This window comes from Variovorax sp. Root473 (assembly GCF_001426505.1).
GTDB lineage: Bacteria > Pseudomonadota > Gammaproteobacteria > Burkholderiales > Burkholderiaceae_C > Variovorax.
The window spans coordinates 21327-35728 of the sequence record NZ_LMEV01000016.1 but is presented as its reverse complement, the minus strand read 5'-3'; the positions used below and the strand labels follow the sequence as shown (position 1 = coordinate 35728).

13 protein-coding genes and 1 riboswitch are annotated in these 14402 nt (G+C 67.3%); of the genes, 3 read left to right on the top strand and 10 right to left on the bottom strand.

The window, feature by feature from the left end:
* Positions 1-30: 30 nt before the first annotated feature.
* The 10 genes from ASD34_RS11520 to ASD34_RS11475 all read right to left on the bottom strand — a co-directional run bounded on the left by ASD34_RS11520 (position 31) and on the right by ASD34_RS11475 (position 10970).
* Positions 31-357: a thioredoxin family protein gene (locus ASD34_RS11520; protein WP_056577360.1), complete on the bottom strand. Its 327-nt coding sequence runs from the start codon at positions 355-357 to the stop codon at positions 31-33.
* A 98-nt stretch (positions 358-455) separates the two neighbouring features.
* Positions 456-1148, bottom strand: coding sequence for an HAD family hydrolase (locus tag ASD34_RS11515; RefSeq protein WP_056577357.1), 693 nt, complete (start codon positions 1146-1148; stop codon positions 456-458).
* Positions 1149-1230: 82 nt separating this feature from the next.
* A complete protein-coding gene (gene thiC / locus ASD34_RS11510) occupies positions 1231-3114 on the bottom strand; it encodes a phosphomethylpyrimidine synthase ThiC (protein ID WP_056577354.1) in 1884 nt (627 codons plus the stop codon).
* A gap of 88 nt (positions 3115-3202) precedes the next feature.
* Positions 3203-3308: riboswitch (TPP riboswitch) on the bottom strand.
* A gap of 27 nt (positions 3309-3335) precedes the next feature.
* Positions 3336-3767, bottom strand: a complete 432-nt coding sequence (locus ASD34_RS11505; RefSeq protein WP_056577351.1) for a YchJ family protein — start codon at positions 3765-3767, stop codon at positions 3336-3338.
* Positions 3768-4075: 308 nt separating this feature from the next.
* A complete protein-coding gene (locus tag ASD34_RS11500) occupies positions 4076-5206 on the bottom strand; it encodes an acyl-CoA dehydrogenase family protein (RefSeq protein WP_056577348.1) in 1131 nt (376 codons plus the stop codon).
* 118 nt (positions 5207-5324) lie between these two features.
* Entirely contained in the window at positions 5325-6572 is a 1248-nt protein-coding gene (locus ASD34_RS11495; protein WP_056577344.1) for a glutamate carboxypeptidase, read from the bottom strand.
* A gap of 91 nt (positions 6573-6663) precedes the next feature.
* The gene (locus tag ASD34_RS11490) at positions 6664-7848 is read right to left on the bottom strand and encodes an acetyl-CoA C-acyltransferase (protein WP_056577340.1); all 1185 of its coding nucleotides are present in this window, start codon (positions 7846-7848) and stop codon (positions 6664-6666) included.
* Positions 7849-7923: 75 nt separating this feature from the next.
* Complete coding sequence (gene aceK, locus ASD34_RS11485) at positions 7924-9744, bottom strand: bifunctional isocitrate dehydrogenase kinase/phosphatase (RefSeq protein ID WP_056577336.1); 1821 nt, start codon at positions 9742-9744, stop codon at positions 7924-7926.
* A 35-nt stretch (positions 9745-9779) separates the two neighbouring features.
* On the bottom strand, positions 9780-10514 hold the full coding sequence (gene can, locus ASD34_RS11480; RefSeq protein WP_056577333.1) for a carbonate dehydratase: 735 nt from the start codon (positions 10512-10514) through the stop codon (positions 9780-9782).
* A 12-nt stretch (positions 10515-10526) separates the two neighbouring features.
* Positions 10527-10970 carry a MerR family transcriptional regulator gene (locus ASD34_RS11475; RefSeq protein WP_056578018.1) on the bottom strand — a complete coding sequence of 148 codons (444 nt, stop codon included), beginning with the start codon at positions 10968-10970 and terminating at the stop codon, positions 10527-10529.
* 94 nt (positions 10971-11064) lie between these two features.
* Between ASD34_RS11475 and ASD34_RS11470 the strand changes: the two genes are divergently transcribed.
* Genes ASD34_RS11470 through ASD34_RS11460 form a run of 3 tightly spaced genes read left to right on the top strand, consistent with a single transcriptional unit; the run spans position 11065 to position 14378 of the window.
* Positions 11065-12138, top strand: a complete 1074-nt coding sequence (locus ASD34_RS11470) for an MBL fold metallo-hydrolase (protein WP_056577330.1) — start codon at positions 11065-11067, stop codon at positions 12136-12138.
* A gap of 9 nt (positions 12139-12147) precedes the next feature.
* On the top strand, positions 12148-13461 hold the full coding sequence (locus tag ASD34_RS11465) for a leucine-rich repeat-containing protein kinase family protein (RefSeq protein ID WP_056577327.1): 1314 nt from the start codon (positions 12148-12150) through the stop codon (positions 13459-13461).
* Complete coding sequence (locus ASD34_RS11460) at positions 13458-14378, top strand: pseudouridine synthase (RefSeq protein ID WP_056577324.1); 921 nt, start codon at positions 13458-13460, stop codon at positions 14376-14378. Before ASD34_RS11465 ends, ASD34_RS11460 begins: the two co-directional genes overlap by 4 nt.
* Positions 14379-14402 lie beyond the last annotated feature (24 nt).

Sequence of the window (14402 nt, the reverse complement as noted above, 5' to 3'; positions counted from 1 at the left end):
GTTCAGGGCGGGTGCCCTGAGCGCCGGAACTCAGGCTGGCTTGTCGATCAACGCCAGTGCATCGGCGATCGATTGGCTGTCTTCCGGCCGCACGATCTTCGCAACCTGCTGCCCATCGCGCATGAACACCAGCGTGGGCCACAGCCGCACATTGAACGAACGCCCCAGCGGACGGCCGCTGCCGTCTTCCACCTTGATGCGGCGCACATTCGGAAACTTGGCGAAGGCCTCGGCGATGTTCGGTTGCGCGGCCTTGCAGATGCCGCACCAGTTGGTGCCGAACTCCACCACGGCCGGGCCCTGGAGCGCGTCGATCTCGCTGCGGTCGGGTTGCTCGGTCTGGTATTCGGAGGTCATGGGCGAAGTCCTTGCGAAACGTGAGAAAGCGTGAAGAGGAACGCGTGTGCGCGGCAGGCGCACGACACGCGGACGACAAACGTCATTGCATCAGAAACTCAGGCCGCCTGCAGGCCGTAGCCGGCCAGCAACGCGGGCAGCTCGTTCATGTCGCTGAACACGGCCACGGCACCCGCGCCGCGCAAGGCGCCCGGGCCGCTGTGGCCCGACTCGCCCGTGCTGTAGCCGAACACCGTGGCGCCCGCTGCAACGCCGGCCGTGGCGCCGGTGACCGTGTCTTCGACCACCGCGCAGCGCCTGGGGTCGACACCCAGCGCTTCCGCCGCGGCCAGGTACACGTCGGGATACGGCTTGGAGCGCGGCATCTCGTGGCCGCTGAAGATGCGGCCCTCGAAGCAGTCGAGCAGGCCGACCTTGGCCAGTTGCAGCTCGACCTTGTGGCGATCGGCACCCGACGCGCAGGCGATGCGGCCCTTGAGCCGCGCATGGATCTCGCGGATGGCGGCGGGCGCATGGGGAATGGCGACGAGGTCGCGGTCGAGCGCCTCGTTGCGGCGGGCGCGGAAGCCGCGCAGCCAGTCGTCGGTGATCCTGAAGCCGGTCTTCGCCTCGATGAGCGCCGTCTCGTCCTTCACGGCCTTGCCGGTGAAGATGTCCATCGACTCCGTCGGCGTCAGGTGCCAGCCGAGCTCGCCGAGCATTTCGGCCAGCACGCGGTTGGTGATGGGCTCGGAATCGACGAGCACGCCGTCGCAATCGAAGAGCACGGCGGAAAAGGGGAAAGGGGTCATTGCGAGGTAGGAGTTCAGGGGGCTGGCCCCATGGTAGCAACGGCCCCTTTCCGCACGGGGAGACTCAAGCTATCGGGCCATTTCAGACCACGGGGCGGATCGGGATGTAGATCTCGCCGCCGCCAGCCATGAATTCCTTCGACTTCTCTTCCATGCCCTCGACCATGGCCTCGCGCTCCGCCACGCCCTTCTTGGCCGCGTACTCGCGCACTTCCTGCGTGATCTTCATCGAGCAGAACTTGGGGCCGCACATCGAGCAGAAGTGCGCCACCTTGCTCGAGTCTTTGGGCAGCGTTTCGTCGTGGAATTCGCGCGCCGTGTCGGGGTCCAGGCCCAGGTTGAACTGGTCTTGCCAGCGGAATTCGAAGCGCGCCTTGCTCAGCGCGTCGTCGCGCGAGCGCGCCCCCGGATGCCCCTTGGCCACGTCGGCCGCGTGCGCCGCGATCTTGTAGGCAATGATCCCCTGCTTCACGTCGTCGCGATCAGGCAGTCCCAGGTGTTCCTTGGGCGTCACGTAGCAGAGCATCGCCGTGCCGGCCCAGCCGATCATCGCCGCGCCGATGGCGCTGGAGATGTGGTCGTAGCCCGGCGCGATGTCGATGGTCAGCGGGCCGAGCGTGTAGAACGGCGCCTCGTGGCAGTGCTTGATCTGCTCGTCCATGTTGGCCTGGATCATGTGCATCGGCACGTGGCCCGGCCCTTCGATCATGGTCTGCACGTCGTGCTTCCAGGCGATCTGCGTGAGCTCACCCAGCGTGCGCAGCTCGGCGAACTGCGCCTCGTCGTTCGCGTCGGCACCCGAGCCGGGGCGCAGGCCGTCGCCGAGCGAGAAGCTCACGTCGTAGGCCTTCATGATGTCGCAGATGTCCTCGAAGTGCGTGTAGAGGAAGCTCTCCTTGTGGTGCGCGATGCACCACTTGGCCATGATCGAGCCGCCGCGCGACACGATGCCCGTCATGCGGTCGGCCGTGAGGTGGATGAACGGCAGGCGCAGGCCTGCGTGGATGGTGAAGTAGTCGACGCCCTGCTCCGCCTGCTCGATGAGCGTGTCGCGGTAGATCTCCCAGGTGAGGTCTTCGGCCACGCCGCCCACCTTTTCGAGCGCCTGGTAGATCGGCACCGTGCCGATGGGCACCGGCGAGTTGCGCACGATCCAGTCGCGCGTCGTGTGGATGTTCTTGCCGGTCGACAGGTCCATCACGTTGTCGGCGCCCCAGCGAATGGCCCACACCAGCTTTTCGACTTCTTCCTCGATGCTCGAAGTGACCGCCGAGTTGCCGATGTTGGCGTTGATCTTCACCTTGAAGTTGCGCCCGATGGCCATCGGCTCCACTTCGGGATGGTTGATGTTCGCGGGAATGATCGCGCGGCCGCGGGCCACTTCGTCGCGCACGAACTCGGGCGTGATGATGCGCGGAATGCTCGCGCCCATCGGGTTGCCCATCACGCGTTTCGCGCGCTCCTCGTTGGCGAGGTATTCGGCCATCCACTCGCGCTTGCCGTTCTCGCGCAGGGCCACGTACTCCATTTCGGGCGTGACGATGCCGCGGCGTGCGTAGTGCATCTGCGTGACGTTGGCGCCCGACTTCGCGCGGCGCGGCGTGCGCTGCAGCGCCGAGGCACCGGCGCGCAGCTCGGCCAGGCGCTGCGCGTCGCGGTCTTCGTTCTTCGCGCCGTCGTCCAGCGCATGGTGCGTGCGGCCTTCGTAGCTTTCGGTGTCGCCGCGCTCGATGACCCAGGCGCTGCGCACGTCGGGCAGGCCGCGGCGCACGTCGATCTCGACCTTCGGGTCGGTGTAGGGGCCCGAGGTGTCATAGAGCGAGACCGTCTCGCCGTTGGTCAGCGCCACGTCGCGCACGGGCACGAACAGGTCGGGCCGGCTGCCCGGAATGACGCACTTGTGCGACGCGGGAAAGGGCTCGCGCGTCAGCGACAGCAGCGAGGTGAACTTGTCGGGGGCATTCATCGGAGGCACTCCTTGTAGGGGACAGGGTGCTCCGCAATCGCTCGATGGACTTCGGGATGCCCGCCACGAAAAGGAATGACGGACCGAAGTCAGGGAGTGCAGCTCTTCTTACGCCGGTATGACCCGGATCAAGTTCGCGGGTCGGCAGCTTTGCCATCTCAGCACGCCACATGCGTGCACCCCGGAGCGGGGCCGATTGTGCGGGCCGAAGCCCGCCGCCGTCAACCCGGGGGCTGGTGCAGATCGCCGTCGACGTAGAACCAGCGCTCGTTCTCGCGCACGAAGCGGCTGCGCTCGTGCAGGCGGAACGCCACGCCCGTCGCGCCGCGCTGGCGGGCGACGAACTCGACCTCGGCGTGGTCGGCGTCGAGCACCGAACGCGAGCGGATGTCCAGCCCCAGCCATTTGACGCCCGGCTCGAACTCGACCGAGGCCGGCCGCTTCGACGCATGCCAGGTGGCGAGCAGATAGTCGGCGCGGGCCAGCACGAAGGCCGAGTAGCGCGAACGCATCAGCGACTCGGCGTCGGGCGCAGGCGTGTTCTCGAAATCGTCGAGGTAGCGGCCGCAGCACAAGGCGTAGGCGACGGGCTTGTCGCGGCGGTCGGTGCGGCCGCAGGGGCAGGGGCCGGGAGTGGGGTCGGTGGCGCTCATGAAGGGCTCTATTGGAACATCTGGCGCGGCGGGGGGTGAAGGTGGCGTGCGAGAGGGCCATGGACTCGTGTGAATCGGCAGGCAGGGGATGCACATCCATGCGATGAACGCCATGTCCACGCGTCACATACATCCGCTTGTTGTCCTTGTGCGCGATCCAGCCGCAGGCCCATCCGCGTGGCGGCGCTGGTCATGCGCCACAGCGAGCGTGTGCGGAGGTGCCAGTCGCTGGCGAGGGCGACCTTCAGGCCGGCCGGGGGCTGCACGGCGCCGAGCCCCAGGGGCAGTCCCGGCGTCAGCTCACGTGATCAGGCGAGCGCGCGCTGAATCAACAGCTTCTGGATGTCCGACGTGCCTTCATAAATCTGGCACACGCGCACGTCGCGGTAGATGCGCTCCAGCGGGAAGTCGTTCACGTAGCCGTAGCCGCCCAGGGTCTGGATGGCGGCGCTGCACACGCGCTCGGCCATCTCGCTGGCGAAGAGCTTGGCCATGGCGGCTTCTTTCAGGCAGGGCCGGCCGGCGTCGCGCAGGCTGGCGGCATGCCAGATGAGCTGGCGTGCGGCTTCGATCTGCGTGGCGCACTCGGCGAGGCGAAAGCCGACGGCCTGCTGGTCGAAGATGGCGCCGCCGAAGGCCTGGCGTTCCTTGGCGTAGGCCACGGCCACGTCGAAGGCGCTGCGGGCCATGCCCACGCTCTGCGCGGCGATGCCGATGCGCCCGCCTTCGAGTGCGCCGAGCGCGATCTTGTAGCCCTCGCCTTCGGCGCCGATGAGATTCTCGGCCGGGATGCGGCAGCTGTCGAAGTTGATCTGCGCGGTGTCGCTGCTGTGCTGGCCGAGCTTGTCTTCCAAGCGCGCGACGTTGTAGCCGGGCGCGTCGGTCGGCACGATGAACGCGCTCATGCCGCGCTTGCCGGCGCCCTTGTCGGTCACCGCGATGACGATGGCGACGTGGCCGTTCTTGCCGCTGGTGATGAACTGCTTCACGCCGTCGATCACGTAGCCGTCGCCGTCCTTGCGCGCGGTGGTGCGCAGGCTCGATGCGTCGCTGCCGGCCTGCGGCTCGGTGAGGCAGAAGGCGCCGAGCATCTGGCCCTGGGCCAGCGGCTCGAGCCACTTCTTCTTCTGCTGCGCGTTGCCGTAGCGCATGAGGATGGCGTTGACGGGGCAGTTGGTCACGCTGATGGCGGTGCTGGTGCCGCCGTCGCCGGCCGCGATTTCCTCGAGCACAAGCGCAAGCGTGAGGTAGTCGAGGCCCGCGCCGCCATGCTCCTCGGGCACGCAGATGCCGTAGGCACCCAGCGCAGCGAGGCCCTGGTGCACGTCCTTCGGAAAGCTGTGGTCGCGGTCCCACTTGGGGGCGCGGGGCCAGAGTTCGGCTTGCGCAAAATCGCGCACGGCGTCGCGGATGGCTTCCTGGTCGGGGGTCAACAACATGGCAAGTCCTTATTCAAATGTCGGCGGTCGCCGCCGGGCCGCCCCAAGGCGGACCGCGCCTCCCCCTCGGGGGGTGGAGTTACACGAGCAAAGCGAGTGAAAAGCCGGGGGGCCACATTCACTTGCCGGCGCCCAGGTCCATGATCAAGCGAGCAGCCATGTACAAGCGGCGCGGAATGGCGCTGATGTCGACGTACTCGGCCTTGTCGCTGTGGTAGCCGAAGCCGGGCAGGCCCAGGCTTTCGATCACAGGCTTGCCTGAGAGCGCCGCGTAGGCCGCGTCGGTGCCGCCACCGGTGCGCTCTTCGACACCCACGCTGCCGCCGGCTTCCTTGTAGAAGCCCACGGCCTTGTCGACCAGCTTCTTGCCGCCCTCGCCCGCGTTGAAGGCCGGACGGCCGCGCGTGACGAGCACCTTGACGTCGGCCTCGGGCAGCTTCTTCTGCTGTGCCTTTTCTTCGAGCGTCTTCATGGCGGCGTCGAAGTCTTCGTTGCGTGCGTAGCGCACGTCGGCGTTCAGCGTGGCGCTGGCCGGGATGATGTTCGAGACGTTGCCGGCCTTGGCGATGGTCCAGTTGAAGCGCAGGTTCTTCGACTTGTCGTCGATGCTCAGGGTGCGCAGCACGAGGTCCGATGCTTCGACCAATGCGTTCACGCCCAGCTCGGGCGCGGCGCCCGCGTGCGAGGCCTTGCCGGTGATGTTGACCTGCACATAGGCGATGCCCGAGGTGCCCAGCGACATCTTTTCGTCGCCTGCGCTGGTGGGCTCGAACGAGAGCACGTAGTCGGCCAGCTTGGCCTCTTCCTGAATCAGGTCGCGCGAACCGAAGGAGCCTTTTTCCTCGTCGGTGTTGAACAGCACGGTGATGGTGCCGTAGTCGCGCACGCCGTAGTCCTTCAGCAGCTTGAGCGTGTGCAGGATGACGGCGTTGCCGCCCTTGTCGTCGGCAATGCCGGGGCCGTAGGCCTTGTCGCCTTCGACACGGAACGGCGCCTTGGCGAGCGTGCCCTTGGTGTAGACGGTGTCCATGTGCGACATCAGCAGCAGGTTCTTGCCACCGCGGCCCTTGAGCTTGCCGACGATGTTGTCGCCGACCACGAGGCCGGCCGACTTGCTGCGCGTGACGGTAAAGCCGAGGTTCTTCAGCTCGCCTTCGAGGTACGCGCCAGCAGCGGCCATGCCTTCGGCGTCACCGGTGCCGGTCTCGATGTTGACGAGCTTTTCGAGCGTCTTGATCACCGCCGGCTGCTCGTCGGTGGCGGCCTGGAACAGCACGTTGTCGCGCTTTTGGGCCCAGGCGGCGCCCGCCACGAAGGCGGTGGCCAGCACGGCGGCAACGGCGGTACGGTGAAGGGATGGGCGCATGAAATCTCCTGCTCTACGCATGGTTTTGTTTGAACTGTCCGGGGTGGAAAACCGGCCGGCGCCCTCTCCCGGGCGCCGGCGGCTCCTGGCGTTATAGCAATTCGAGCGCGACGGCGGTGCCTTCGCCGCCGCCGATGCACAGCGTGGCGACGCCGCGCTTCTTGCCGCGCGCCTTCAGCGCGTGCAGCAGCGTGACCATGATGCGCGCGCCGCTGGCGCCGATGGGGTGGCCCAGCGCGCAGGCGCCGCCGTTCACGTTGACGATGTCGTGCGACACGTCGAGCTCGTGCATGAGCGCCATGGGCACGACGGCGAAAGCTTCGTTCACTTCCCACAGGTCGACGTCCTTCACGCTCCAGCCGATCTTCTTGAACAGCTTCTCGACGGCGCCGACCGGCGCGGTGGAGAACCACTCGGGCTGCTGCGCGTGCGTGGCGTGGCCGACGATGCGCGCCAGCGGCTTGGCGCCGATCTTCTTCGCATGCGACTCGGTCATCATGACCAGCGCCGCGGCGCCGTCGTTGATCGACGAGCTCGATGCGGCGGTGATGGTGCCGTTTTCTTTCTTGAACGCGGACTTGAGCGTGGGGATCTTGTCGAGCTTGACCTTGCCCGGGCCTTCGTCGATGGAGATGACGGTGTCGCCGCCGCGGCCCTTGACGGTGACGGGCGTGATCTCGTCCTTGAAGGCGCCCGATTCGGTGGCGGCCTTGGCGCGCTGCACGCTGGCGATGGCGAAGGCGTCCTGCTGCTCGCGCGTGAAGTTGTACTTGGCGGCGCAGTCTTCGCCGAACGTGCCCATCGAGCGGCCCGGCTGGTAGGCGTCTTCGAGGCCGTCGAGCATCATGTGGTCATAGATCTTGTCGTGACCCATGCGGTAGCCGCCGCGGCCCTTGAGCATGAGGTAGGGCGCGTTGGTCATGCTTTCCATGCCACCCGCGACGATCACGTCGTGCGTGCCGGCCAGCAGCAGGTCGTGCGCGAGCATCGCGGCCTTCATGGCCGAGCCGCACATCTTGCTGAGCGTGACGGCGCCCGCGCTGTCGGGCAGGCCGCCCTTGTAGGCCGCCTGGCGCGCCGGGGCCTGGCCCTGGCCGGCCATGAGGCAGTTGCCGAACAGCACTTCACCCACGCTCTCGGGCGCGATGCCGGCGCGCTCGACGGCCGCCTTGATCGCGGTACCGCCGAGGTCGTGCGCGGAGAGGGACGAGAAATCGCTCTGGAAGCTGCCCATGGGGGTGCGGGCGGCGCCGACGATGACGATGGATTCGGACATGGAGGTCTCCTTCAGGAATGTGAAAGTGAAGTCAAAAAAGAAGCAGAAACGAAATCGAAATCGAAAAACGGGCGGTCAGAAATGCGTCGCGTGGCCTTCGTGCTGGAAGCGTTGCGACTCTTCGTACGGGAACACATCGAGCATCTGGCCGGCCTGGATGCGTTCCTTGTGGTGCTGCCAGAAGGCGGCGTCGAGCAGGTCGGCGTGGTGCGCCATGAAGGCGGCGCGCACGTCGCTGTTGCCGAGCAGGAACGGCTCGAAGGTCTCGGGGAACACGTCTTTCGGGCCGACCGAATACCAGACCTCGCCGCTCATCTCGTCTTCCTCGTTGCGCGGCGTGGGCACCTTGCGGAACTTGCAGTCGGTGACGTATTCGATTTCGTCGTAGTCGTAGAACACGACCTTGCCGCCACGCGTGACGCCGAAGTTCTTCCACAGCATGTCGCCGGGGAAGATGTTGGCGGCCACCATGTCCTTGATCGCGTTGCCGTACTCGACGACCGCATGCTCCAGCTGCTCCTTCGCGCGCCGGGCCTGCGCCGGGCTCTCGGGATGGGCCAGCGTGTCGAAGGCTTCCTGCAGGTAGATGTTCAGCGGGATCATGCGGCGCTCGATGTAGACGTGCTTGAGCACGACCTCCATCTCCCCGTTGCCGTCGCGGTCGCCGATCTCGAGCTGGCTGGGCGCGAACTTGCGGATCTCTTCGATGAGCTCGGGCTCGAAGCGGTCGAGCGGAAAACCCACCTTGCTGTACTCGAGCGTGTCGGCCATGCGGCCCACGCGGTCGTGCTGCTTCACGAGCATGTACTTGCCCTTGATCTGCTCACGCGTGGTGTCCTTCTGCGGCGGATAGAAGTCCTTGATGACCTTGAACACGAACGGAAACGAGGGCAGGTCGAACACCAGCATGACCATGCCCTTGATGCCGGGCGCGATGCGAAAGCGGTCGCTCGAATAGTTCAGGTGCGAAAGAAAGTCGCGATAGAAGAGTGTCTTGCCCTGCTTGGCCAGGCCCAGCGCGTTGTAGATTTCGGCGCGGGGCTTGCGCGGCATGAGCGAGCGCAGGAACTGCACCCAGGCGGAGGGCACTTCCATGTCGACCATGAAGTAGGCGCGCGCAAAGCTGAACAGCATCTGCAGGTCGTCTTCGCCGAACAGCGCCGCATCGATGTAGAACTTGCCGTGGACGTCGTGCAGGATGGGCAGCGAGAACGGGATCTCGGTGAAGCCGTTCATGATCTTGCCGACCACGTAGGCGCCCTTGTTCCGGTAGAACAAGCCCGACAGCACCTGCAGCTGAAAGTTGGCGCGCAGCTTGACCTGGTGAAAGCGGTTCAGGATGACGTGCGCCACGCGCTCGGCGTCGCGCCGCTTGTTGGCGTAGCTGCCCTGCAGCGCGAAATCGTCGAGCATCTGCTCGATGACCTCGGGCAGCGTGGCCTGCGAGGGGTAGTACGGCCGGTAAGTGGGTGCGCCGCGCGGCTCGATGTACTCGGTGCTGATGGCCGGGCGCACGAAGATGAAGTCGTTCTGGAAGTAGGCCCGGTGCAGGATCTTCGTGGTGACCGAGTTGAAGAAGCTCTCGGCCAGTTCGGGCTGGTGGTGGTTCACCAGCAGGCCGATGAAATGCAGCTTGACCTGGTGCCAGACCTCCATCGGCTGGTCGCCGGCCTTGAACTCCTTTTCGAGCCGGGCCACCGCCTCGTTCACGCGCAGGTCGTAGAACTCGATGCGCTCGCGCTGGGCGCGCTGCTGGCCGTGCCAGTCGGCGGTCTCGAAGCGGTGCTTGGCACGCGCCGACTCGGCGCGGAACAACCGGTAGTGCCGGTTGAACCCGTCGATCATCGCCTTCGCGATGTCGTAGGCCAGCGGCGAATCGAGGCGCTGCGGGAACATGACAACGGTACCGGCGATGGCAGCGGCGGATTCGCTCAGGCCGCTGACGGCGTCTCGGTGCCTTCGGTACCGTCGGCACCTGCCTGCGCCGACGGCGAGGCGCCGGCCGGCTTGCTCCACTTGTAGCGGATGCGCTGCACGGCGGCCTTGTAGATGGCGTCGAGCGGCTTGTCGCCCTCGACACTCAGGCCGAGATCCTGCAGCAGGCCGTCGTGCACGCCGAAGGTCCAGCCGTGGATGCGCACCTTCTGGCCGCGCGCCCAGGCGTCGACCATGACGGTGCTGACGGCCACGTTGACCACCTGTTCGGCCACGTTGAGCTCGCACAGCGCATCGACGCGCACGTCTTCGGGCAGGCTGTCGAGCATCACGCTGTGGCGGTCGCGCACGTCCTGGATGTGGCGGATCCAGTTGTCGGCCAGGCCGATGCGCTTGCCGCTGAGCGCAGCCTTCACGCCGGCGCAGCCGTAGTGGCCGACCACCATGATGTGCTCGACCTTCAGGTGCTCGACCGCGAACTGGATCGCAGAGAGCGCGTTGAGGTCGGAGTGCACCACGATGTTGGCCACGTTGCGGTGCACGAACACCTCACCCGGCTCCAGGCCGGTGATCTGGTTGGCCGGCACGCGGCTGTCGGAACAGCCGATCCACATGTAGCGCGGCGTCTGCTGCTTGACGAGGCCGGTGAAGAAGCCGGGCCGGTCACGTTCCATCTGGGCGGACCAGGCGCGGTTGTGGGCAAAGAGGTCGTCGAGGTTGTCGGAGGGCATGGTGGTCTATTGTCAGTGAGTCGTTGTGTCGGACGTGCATTCGCCGCCTCGGGCGTCCTGGACGGCCTGGGCGGCCTTCTGCGCCTTGGCCAGCGTGGCGCGGCCCTTTTTTTCGTGCTCGCGCACTTCGGCGAGGTTGGCCTGCAATTCGGCCAGTTGCGCCTCGAGCTGCGCGCGGTGGGCGCCGAGCACGCCCAGGAATTTTTCCAGCTGCGGCACGGTGTCACGCGGGCTGTCGTACATGTCCAGAATGTCTTTCGCCTCGACCAGCGTCAGGCCCAGGCGCTTGGCGCGCAGCGTGAGCGTGAGCCGTGCCCGGTCGCGCGCGCTGTACACGCGCTGCAAGCCGGCCCGCTCCGGCGACAGCAGGCCCATGTCTTCATAGAAGCGGATGGCGCGCGTCGTGAGGTCGAACTCCTTGGCGAGCTGGCTGATGGTGAAGGTCTGCGCGGGCATGGGCGGCAAGGGTTGCGGGGGCGACAGCAGGTTGGCGGCGCATTCTCTACAATGAAGCCTCAACCCATGACGTTTACGTAAACGTCAATCATACATGAACCTCCTCGAACGCGAACTCCACTACCCCCTGGGCGACACCCTGCCCGCCGCCGGCGAAGCACTGGAAGTCGCGCCCGGCGTGCGCTGGATCCGCATGCGGCTGCCCTTTGCGCTGGACCACATCAATCTCTGGCTGCTGCGCGACACGATCGACGGCGTCGAGGGCTGGACGGTGGTCGACTGCTGCATCGCGCACGACGAGGCCCGCGCGCAGTGGGAGCAGATCTTCGAGACGCAGCTGCAGGGCCTGCCGATCCTGCGCGTGATCGTGACCCACATGCACCCCGACCACATCGGCCTGGCCGACTGGCTGTGCCAGCGCTGGAACGTGCCGCTGTGGATCAGCGCCACCGACTACCACGTGGCGCGCGTGCTGTGCAGCGCCGGCGACACGCTCGCGGGCGGCGATGCGGCGGCCGACTTCTTCGTCTCGCACGGGCTGAGCAATCCCGAGTCGATCGCCAAGATCCGCGCGCGCACCAGCTACTACACGAACATGGTGCCTGCCGTGCCCGACCGCTACGTGCGCATGATGGACGGTGACATCGTCACCATCGGCGGGTGCGAGTGGCGCTGCATCAGCGGCTACGGCCACGCGCCCGAGCACATCGCGCTGTACTGCGCCGAGCCCAGGCTGCTGCTGGGCGGCGACATGATGCTGCCGCGCATCTCGACCAACGTGAGCGTGCACGCGGGCGAGCCCGAGGCCAATTCGCTGCGCCTGTTCCTGGACAGCATCGACAAGTTCAAGGCCCTGCCGGCCGACACGCTGGGCCTGCCCTCGCACGGCAAGCCCTTCACCGGCATCCACCGCCGCGTCGACCAGCTGCAGGAGCACCACCGCGACCGCCTGGCCGAGCTGCTCGAAGCCTGCCTGGCGCGGCCGATCACGGCGTCGGAGGGCCTGCCGATCCTGTTCAAGCGCGAGCTCGACCTGCACCAGATCACCTTCGCCATGGGCGAAACCGTGGCCCACCTGCACCTGCTGTGGTTCTCGGGGCAGGTGAAGCGCACGCTCGACGCCGACGGCATCTACCGCTTCGGCGCCGGGGCAGGCCCGGCTGGGTAGACTTCCCCCATGGACACGCTGGCTGAGCTGCGCGCCGGCCGGCTGGCTGGCGCACGACGACTGGACCTCTCGTGCGGACTCACCGAGTTCCCGCGCGAGATCTTTGCGCTCGCCGACACCCTCGAAACGCTGAACCTCACGGGCAATGCGCTCAGTGCGCTGCCCGACGACCTCGGCCAGCTGCACCGGCTGCGCGTGCTGTTCTGCTCCGACAACCGTTTCACCGAACTGCCGGCGTCCATCGGCCAGTGCCGCCAGCTCGACATCGTGGGCTTCAAGGCCAACCGCATCGCCCACGTGCCCGCCGAGGCACTACCGCCCTCGCTGCGCTGGTTGATCCTCACCGACAACGCCATCGAGGCATTGCCCGACACGCTCGGCGACTGCACGCGCATGCAGAAGCTGATGCTGGCCGGCAACCGCCTGCGCGCGCTGCCGCCATCGGTCGTCCGCTGCCAGCAGATCGAGCTGCTGCGCCTGTCGGCCAACCGCTTCGAGGTGCTACCCGAGTGGCTGCCCACCCTGTCGCGCCTGGCCTGGCTGGCCTGCGCGGGCAATCCGTTCGATGCGCCGATCGAAGACGCCGCCATCGACGCGCCCACCGTGCCGCACGTCGCGTGGCGCGACCTGACGCTCGGTCCGAAGCTCGGTGAAGGCGCCTCGGGCGTGATCCACCGCGCCACGCTGGCCACGCACGATGGCGCCGCGCAGCCCGTGGCCGTCAAGCTGTTCAAGGGCGCCGTCACCAGCGACGGCTGGCCGCACAGCGAGATGGCCGCCTGTATCGCGGCCGGCGCACACCCGACGCTGATCGCCGCGCAAGGCCGCATCGACGGCCATCCCGACGGCACCGAAGGCCTGGTGATGGCGCTGGTGCCGCCGTCGTTCACCACCCTGGCCGGCCCGCCGAGCCTGGCCTCGTGCACCCGCGATGTCTATGCCGACGAGGCACGCTGGTCGGCCGGCACCGCCCTGCGCATCGCGCGCGACATCGCGGCGGCCATGGCGCACCTGCATGGGCGCGGCTTGCTGCACGGTGACCTGTACGCCCACAACATCCTGTGGCACGCGCAGGACGGCGGGCGGCTCGGCGACTTCGGCGCGGCCTGGATGACCGCCGCGCTCGACCCCGCGCACGCGAAGGCGCTGCAAGGCGTGGAGATGCGCGCCTTCGGCTGCCTGCTCGAAGAGCTGGCCGAGCGCTGCGTCGATGCGGCGTCTTCACCTCTGACCACGCTCGCGGCGCGCTGCCTGCAGCCTGAAGTGGCGGCACGACCATTGTTCGCCGAGGTGCTGTCGGTGCTGGACGCCGCCGCGCCATGACGCGCCCCCGCTTCGTCGTCCCCATGCCCACGCGCGACGGCGTGAGCCCGAGCTGCGTTGCGCTGTCGCAGGGTCCCTGGTCCACCATCGCCGAGTTTCTCGTCGAGCGTTTTCCCGCCATCTCGCGCGAGGCCTGGCTTTCGCGCATTGAAGCGAACGACGTGTGTGATGAGCACGGCGTGCCCGTCACCGCCACGCGCCGTTATGAATCGCCGCTGCGCGTGTACTACTACCGCGCGCTCGACGCCGAGACCCCCATCCCCTTCGAAGAACGGGTGCTGCACCAGGACGATGACCTCGTCGTGGTCGACAAGCCGCCCTTCGTGCCCGTCACGCCCACTGGAAAGTATGTGCAGCAGAGTCTGCTGGTGCGGCTGAAGCGCAAGCTCGGCCTGGACGACCTCGTGCCGCTGCACCGCATCGACCGCAACACCTCGGGCCTGGTGCTGTTCTCGGTGCGCCGCGAGACGCGCGGCCTCTACCAGGCGATGTTCCCCGAGCGGCGCATCGACAAGCACTACGAGGCTGTGGTGCCGTGGCACGAGGGCGTGTCGTCGGTGCCCGCCGTGTACCGCAGCCGGCTGGTGGACGACGATCACTTCATGCGCATGCGCGAAGCGCCCGGCGAGCCGAACTCCGAGACCCGCATCGTGCTGCGCGAGGCGCGCGACGGCCATGCGCTGCTGGAGCTTTCGCCCGTCACCGGCCGCAAGCACCAGTTGCGCGTGCATTGCCAGGCGCTGGGTTTGCCGATCGTGAACGACCCGTTCTATCCCACGCTGCAGCCGGCGGGGATCGACGACTTCAACAAGCCATTGCAACTGCTGGCCCGGTCGCTGGCCTTCATCGACCCGCTGAGCGGCGCCCCGCGCACCTTCGAGAGCCCCCGCCGGCTGGCGCTGCCTGCTGCCGCCTAGGTGACGCCGCGCGGGCAGATCGCG

Excerpts from the sequence above, each read along its gene's own strand:
- ASD34_RS11520 (WP_056577360.1), bottom strand. The coding sequence starts at position 357 with ATGACCTCCGAATACCAGACCGAGCAACCCGACCGCAGCGAGATCGAC.
- ASD34_RS11515 (WP_056577357.1), bottom strand. The coding sequence starts at position 1,148 with ATGACCCCTTTCCCCTTTTCCGCCGTGCTCTTCGATTGCGACGGCGTG.
- thiC (WP_056577354.1), bottom strand. The coding sequence starts at position 3,114 with ATGAATGCCCCCGACAAGTTCACCTCGCTGCTGTCGCTGACGCGCGAG.
- ASD34_RS11505 (WP_056577351.1), bottom strand. The coding sequence starts at position 3,767 with ATGAGCGCCACCGACCCCACTCCCGGCCCCTGCCCCTGCGGCCGCACC.
- ASD34_RS11500 (WP_056577348.1), bottom strand. The coding sequence starts at position 5,206 with ATGTTGTTGACCCCCGACCAGGAAGCCATCCGCGACGCCGTGCGCGAT.
- ASD34_RS11495 (WP_056577344.1), bottom strand. The coding sequence starts at position 6,572 with ATGCGCCCATCCCTTCACCGTACCGCCGTTGCCGCCGTGCTGGCCACC.
- ASD34_RS11490 (WP_056577340.1), bottom strand. The coding sequence starts at position 7,848 with ATGTCCGAATCCATCGTCATCGTCGGCGCCGCCCGCACCCCCATGGGC.
- aceK (WP_056577336.1), bottom strand. The coding sequence starts at position 9,744 with ATGTTCCCGCAGCGCCTCGATTCGCCGCTGGCCTACGACATCGCGAAG.
- can (WP_056577333.1), bottom strand. The coding sequence starts at position 10,514 with ATGCCCTCCGACAACCTCGACGACCTCTTTGCCCACAACCGCGCCTGG.
- ASD34_RS11475 (WP_056578018.1), bottom strand. The coding sequence starts at position 10,970 with ATGCCCGCGCAGACCTTCACCATCAGCCAGCTCGCCAAGGAGTTCGAC.
- ASD34_RS11470 (WP_056577330.1), top strand. The coding sequence starts at position 11,065 with ATGAACCTCCTCGAACGCGAACTCCACTACCCCCTGGGCGACACCCTG.
- ASD34_RS11465 (WP_056577327.1), top strand. The coding sequence starts at position 12,148 with ATGGACACGCTGGCTGAGCTGCGCGCCGGCCGGCTGGCTGGCGCACGA.
- ASD34_RS11460 (WP_056577324.1), top strand. The coding sequence starts at position 13,458 with ATGACGCGCCCCCGCTTCGTCGTCCCCATGCCCACGCGCGACGGCGTG.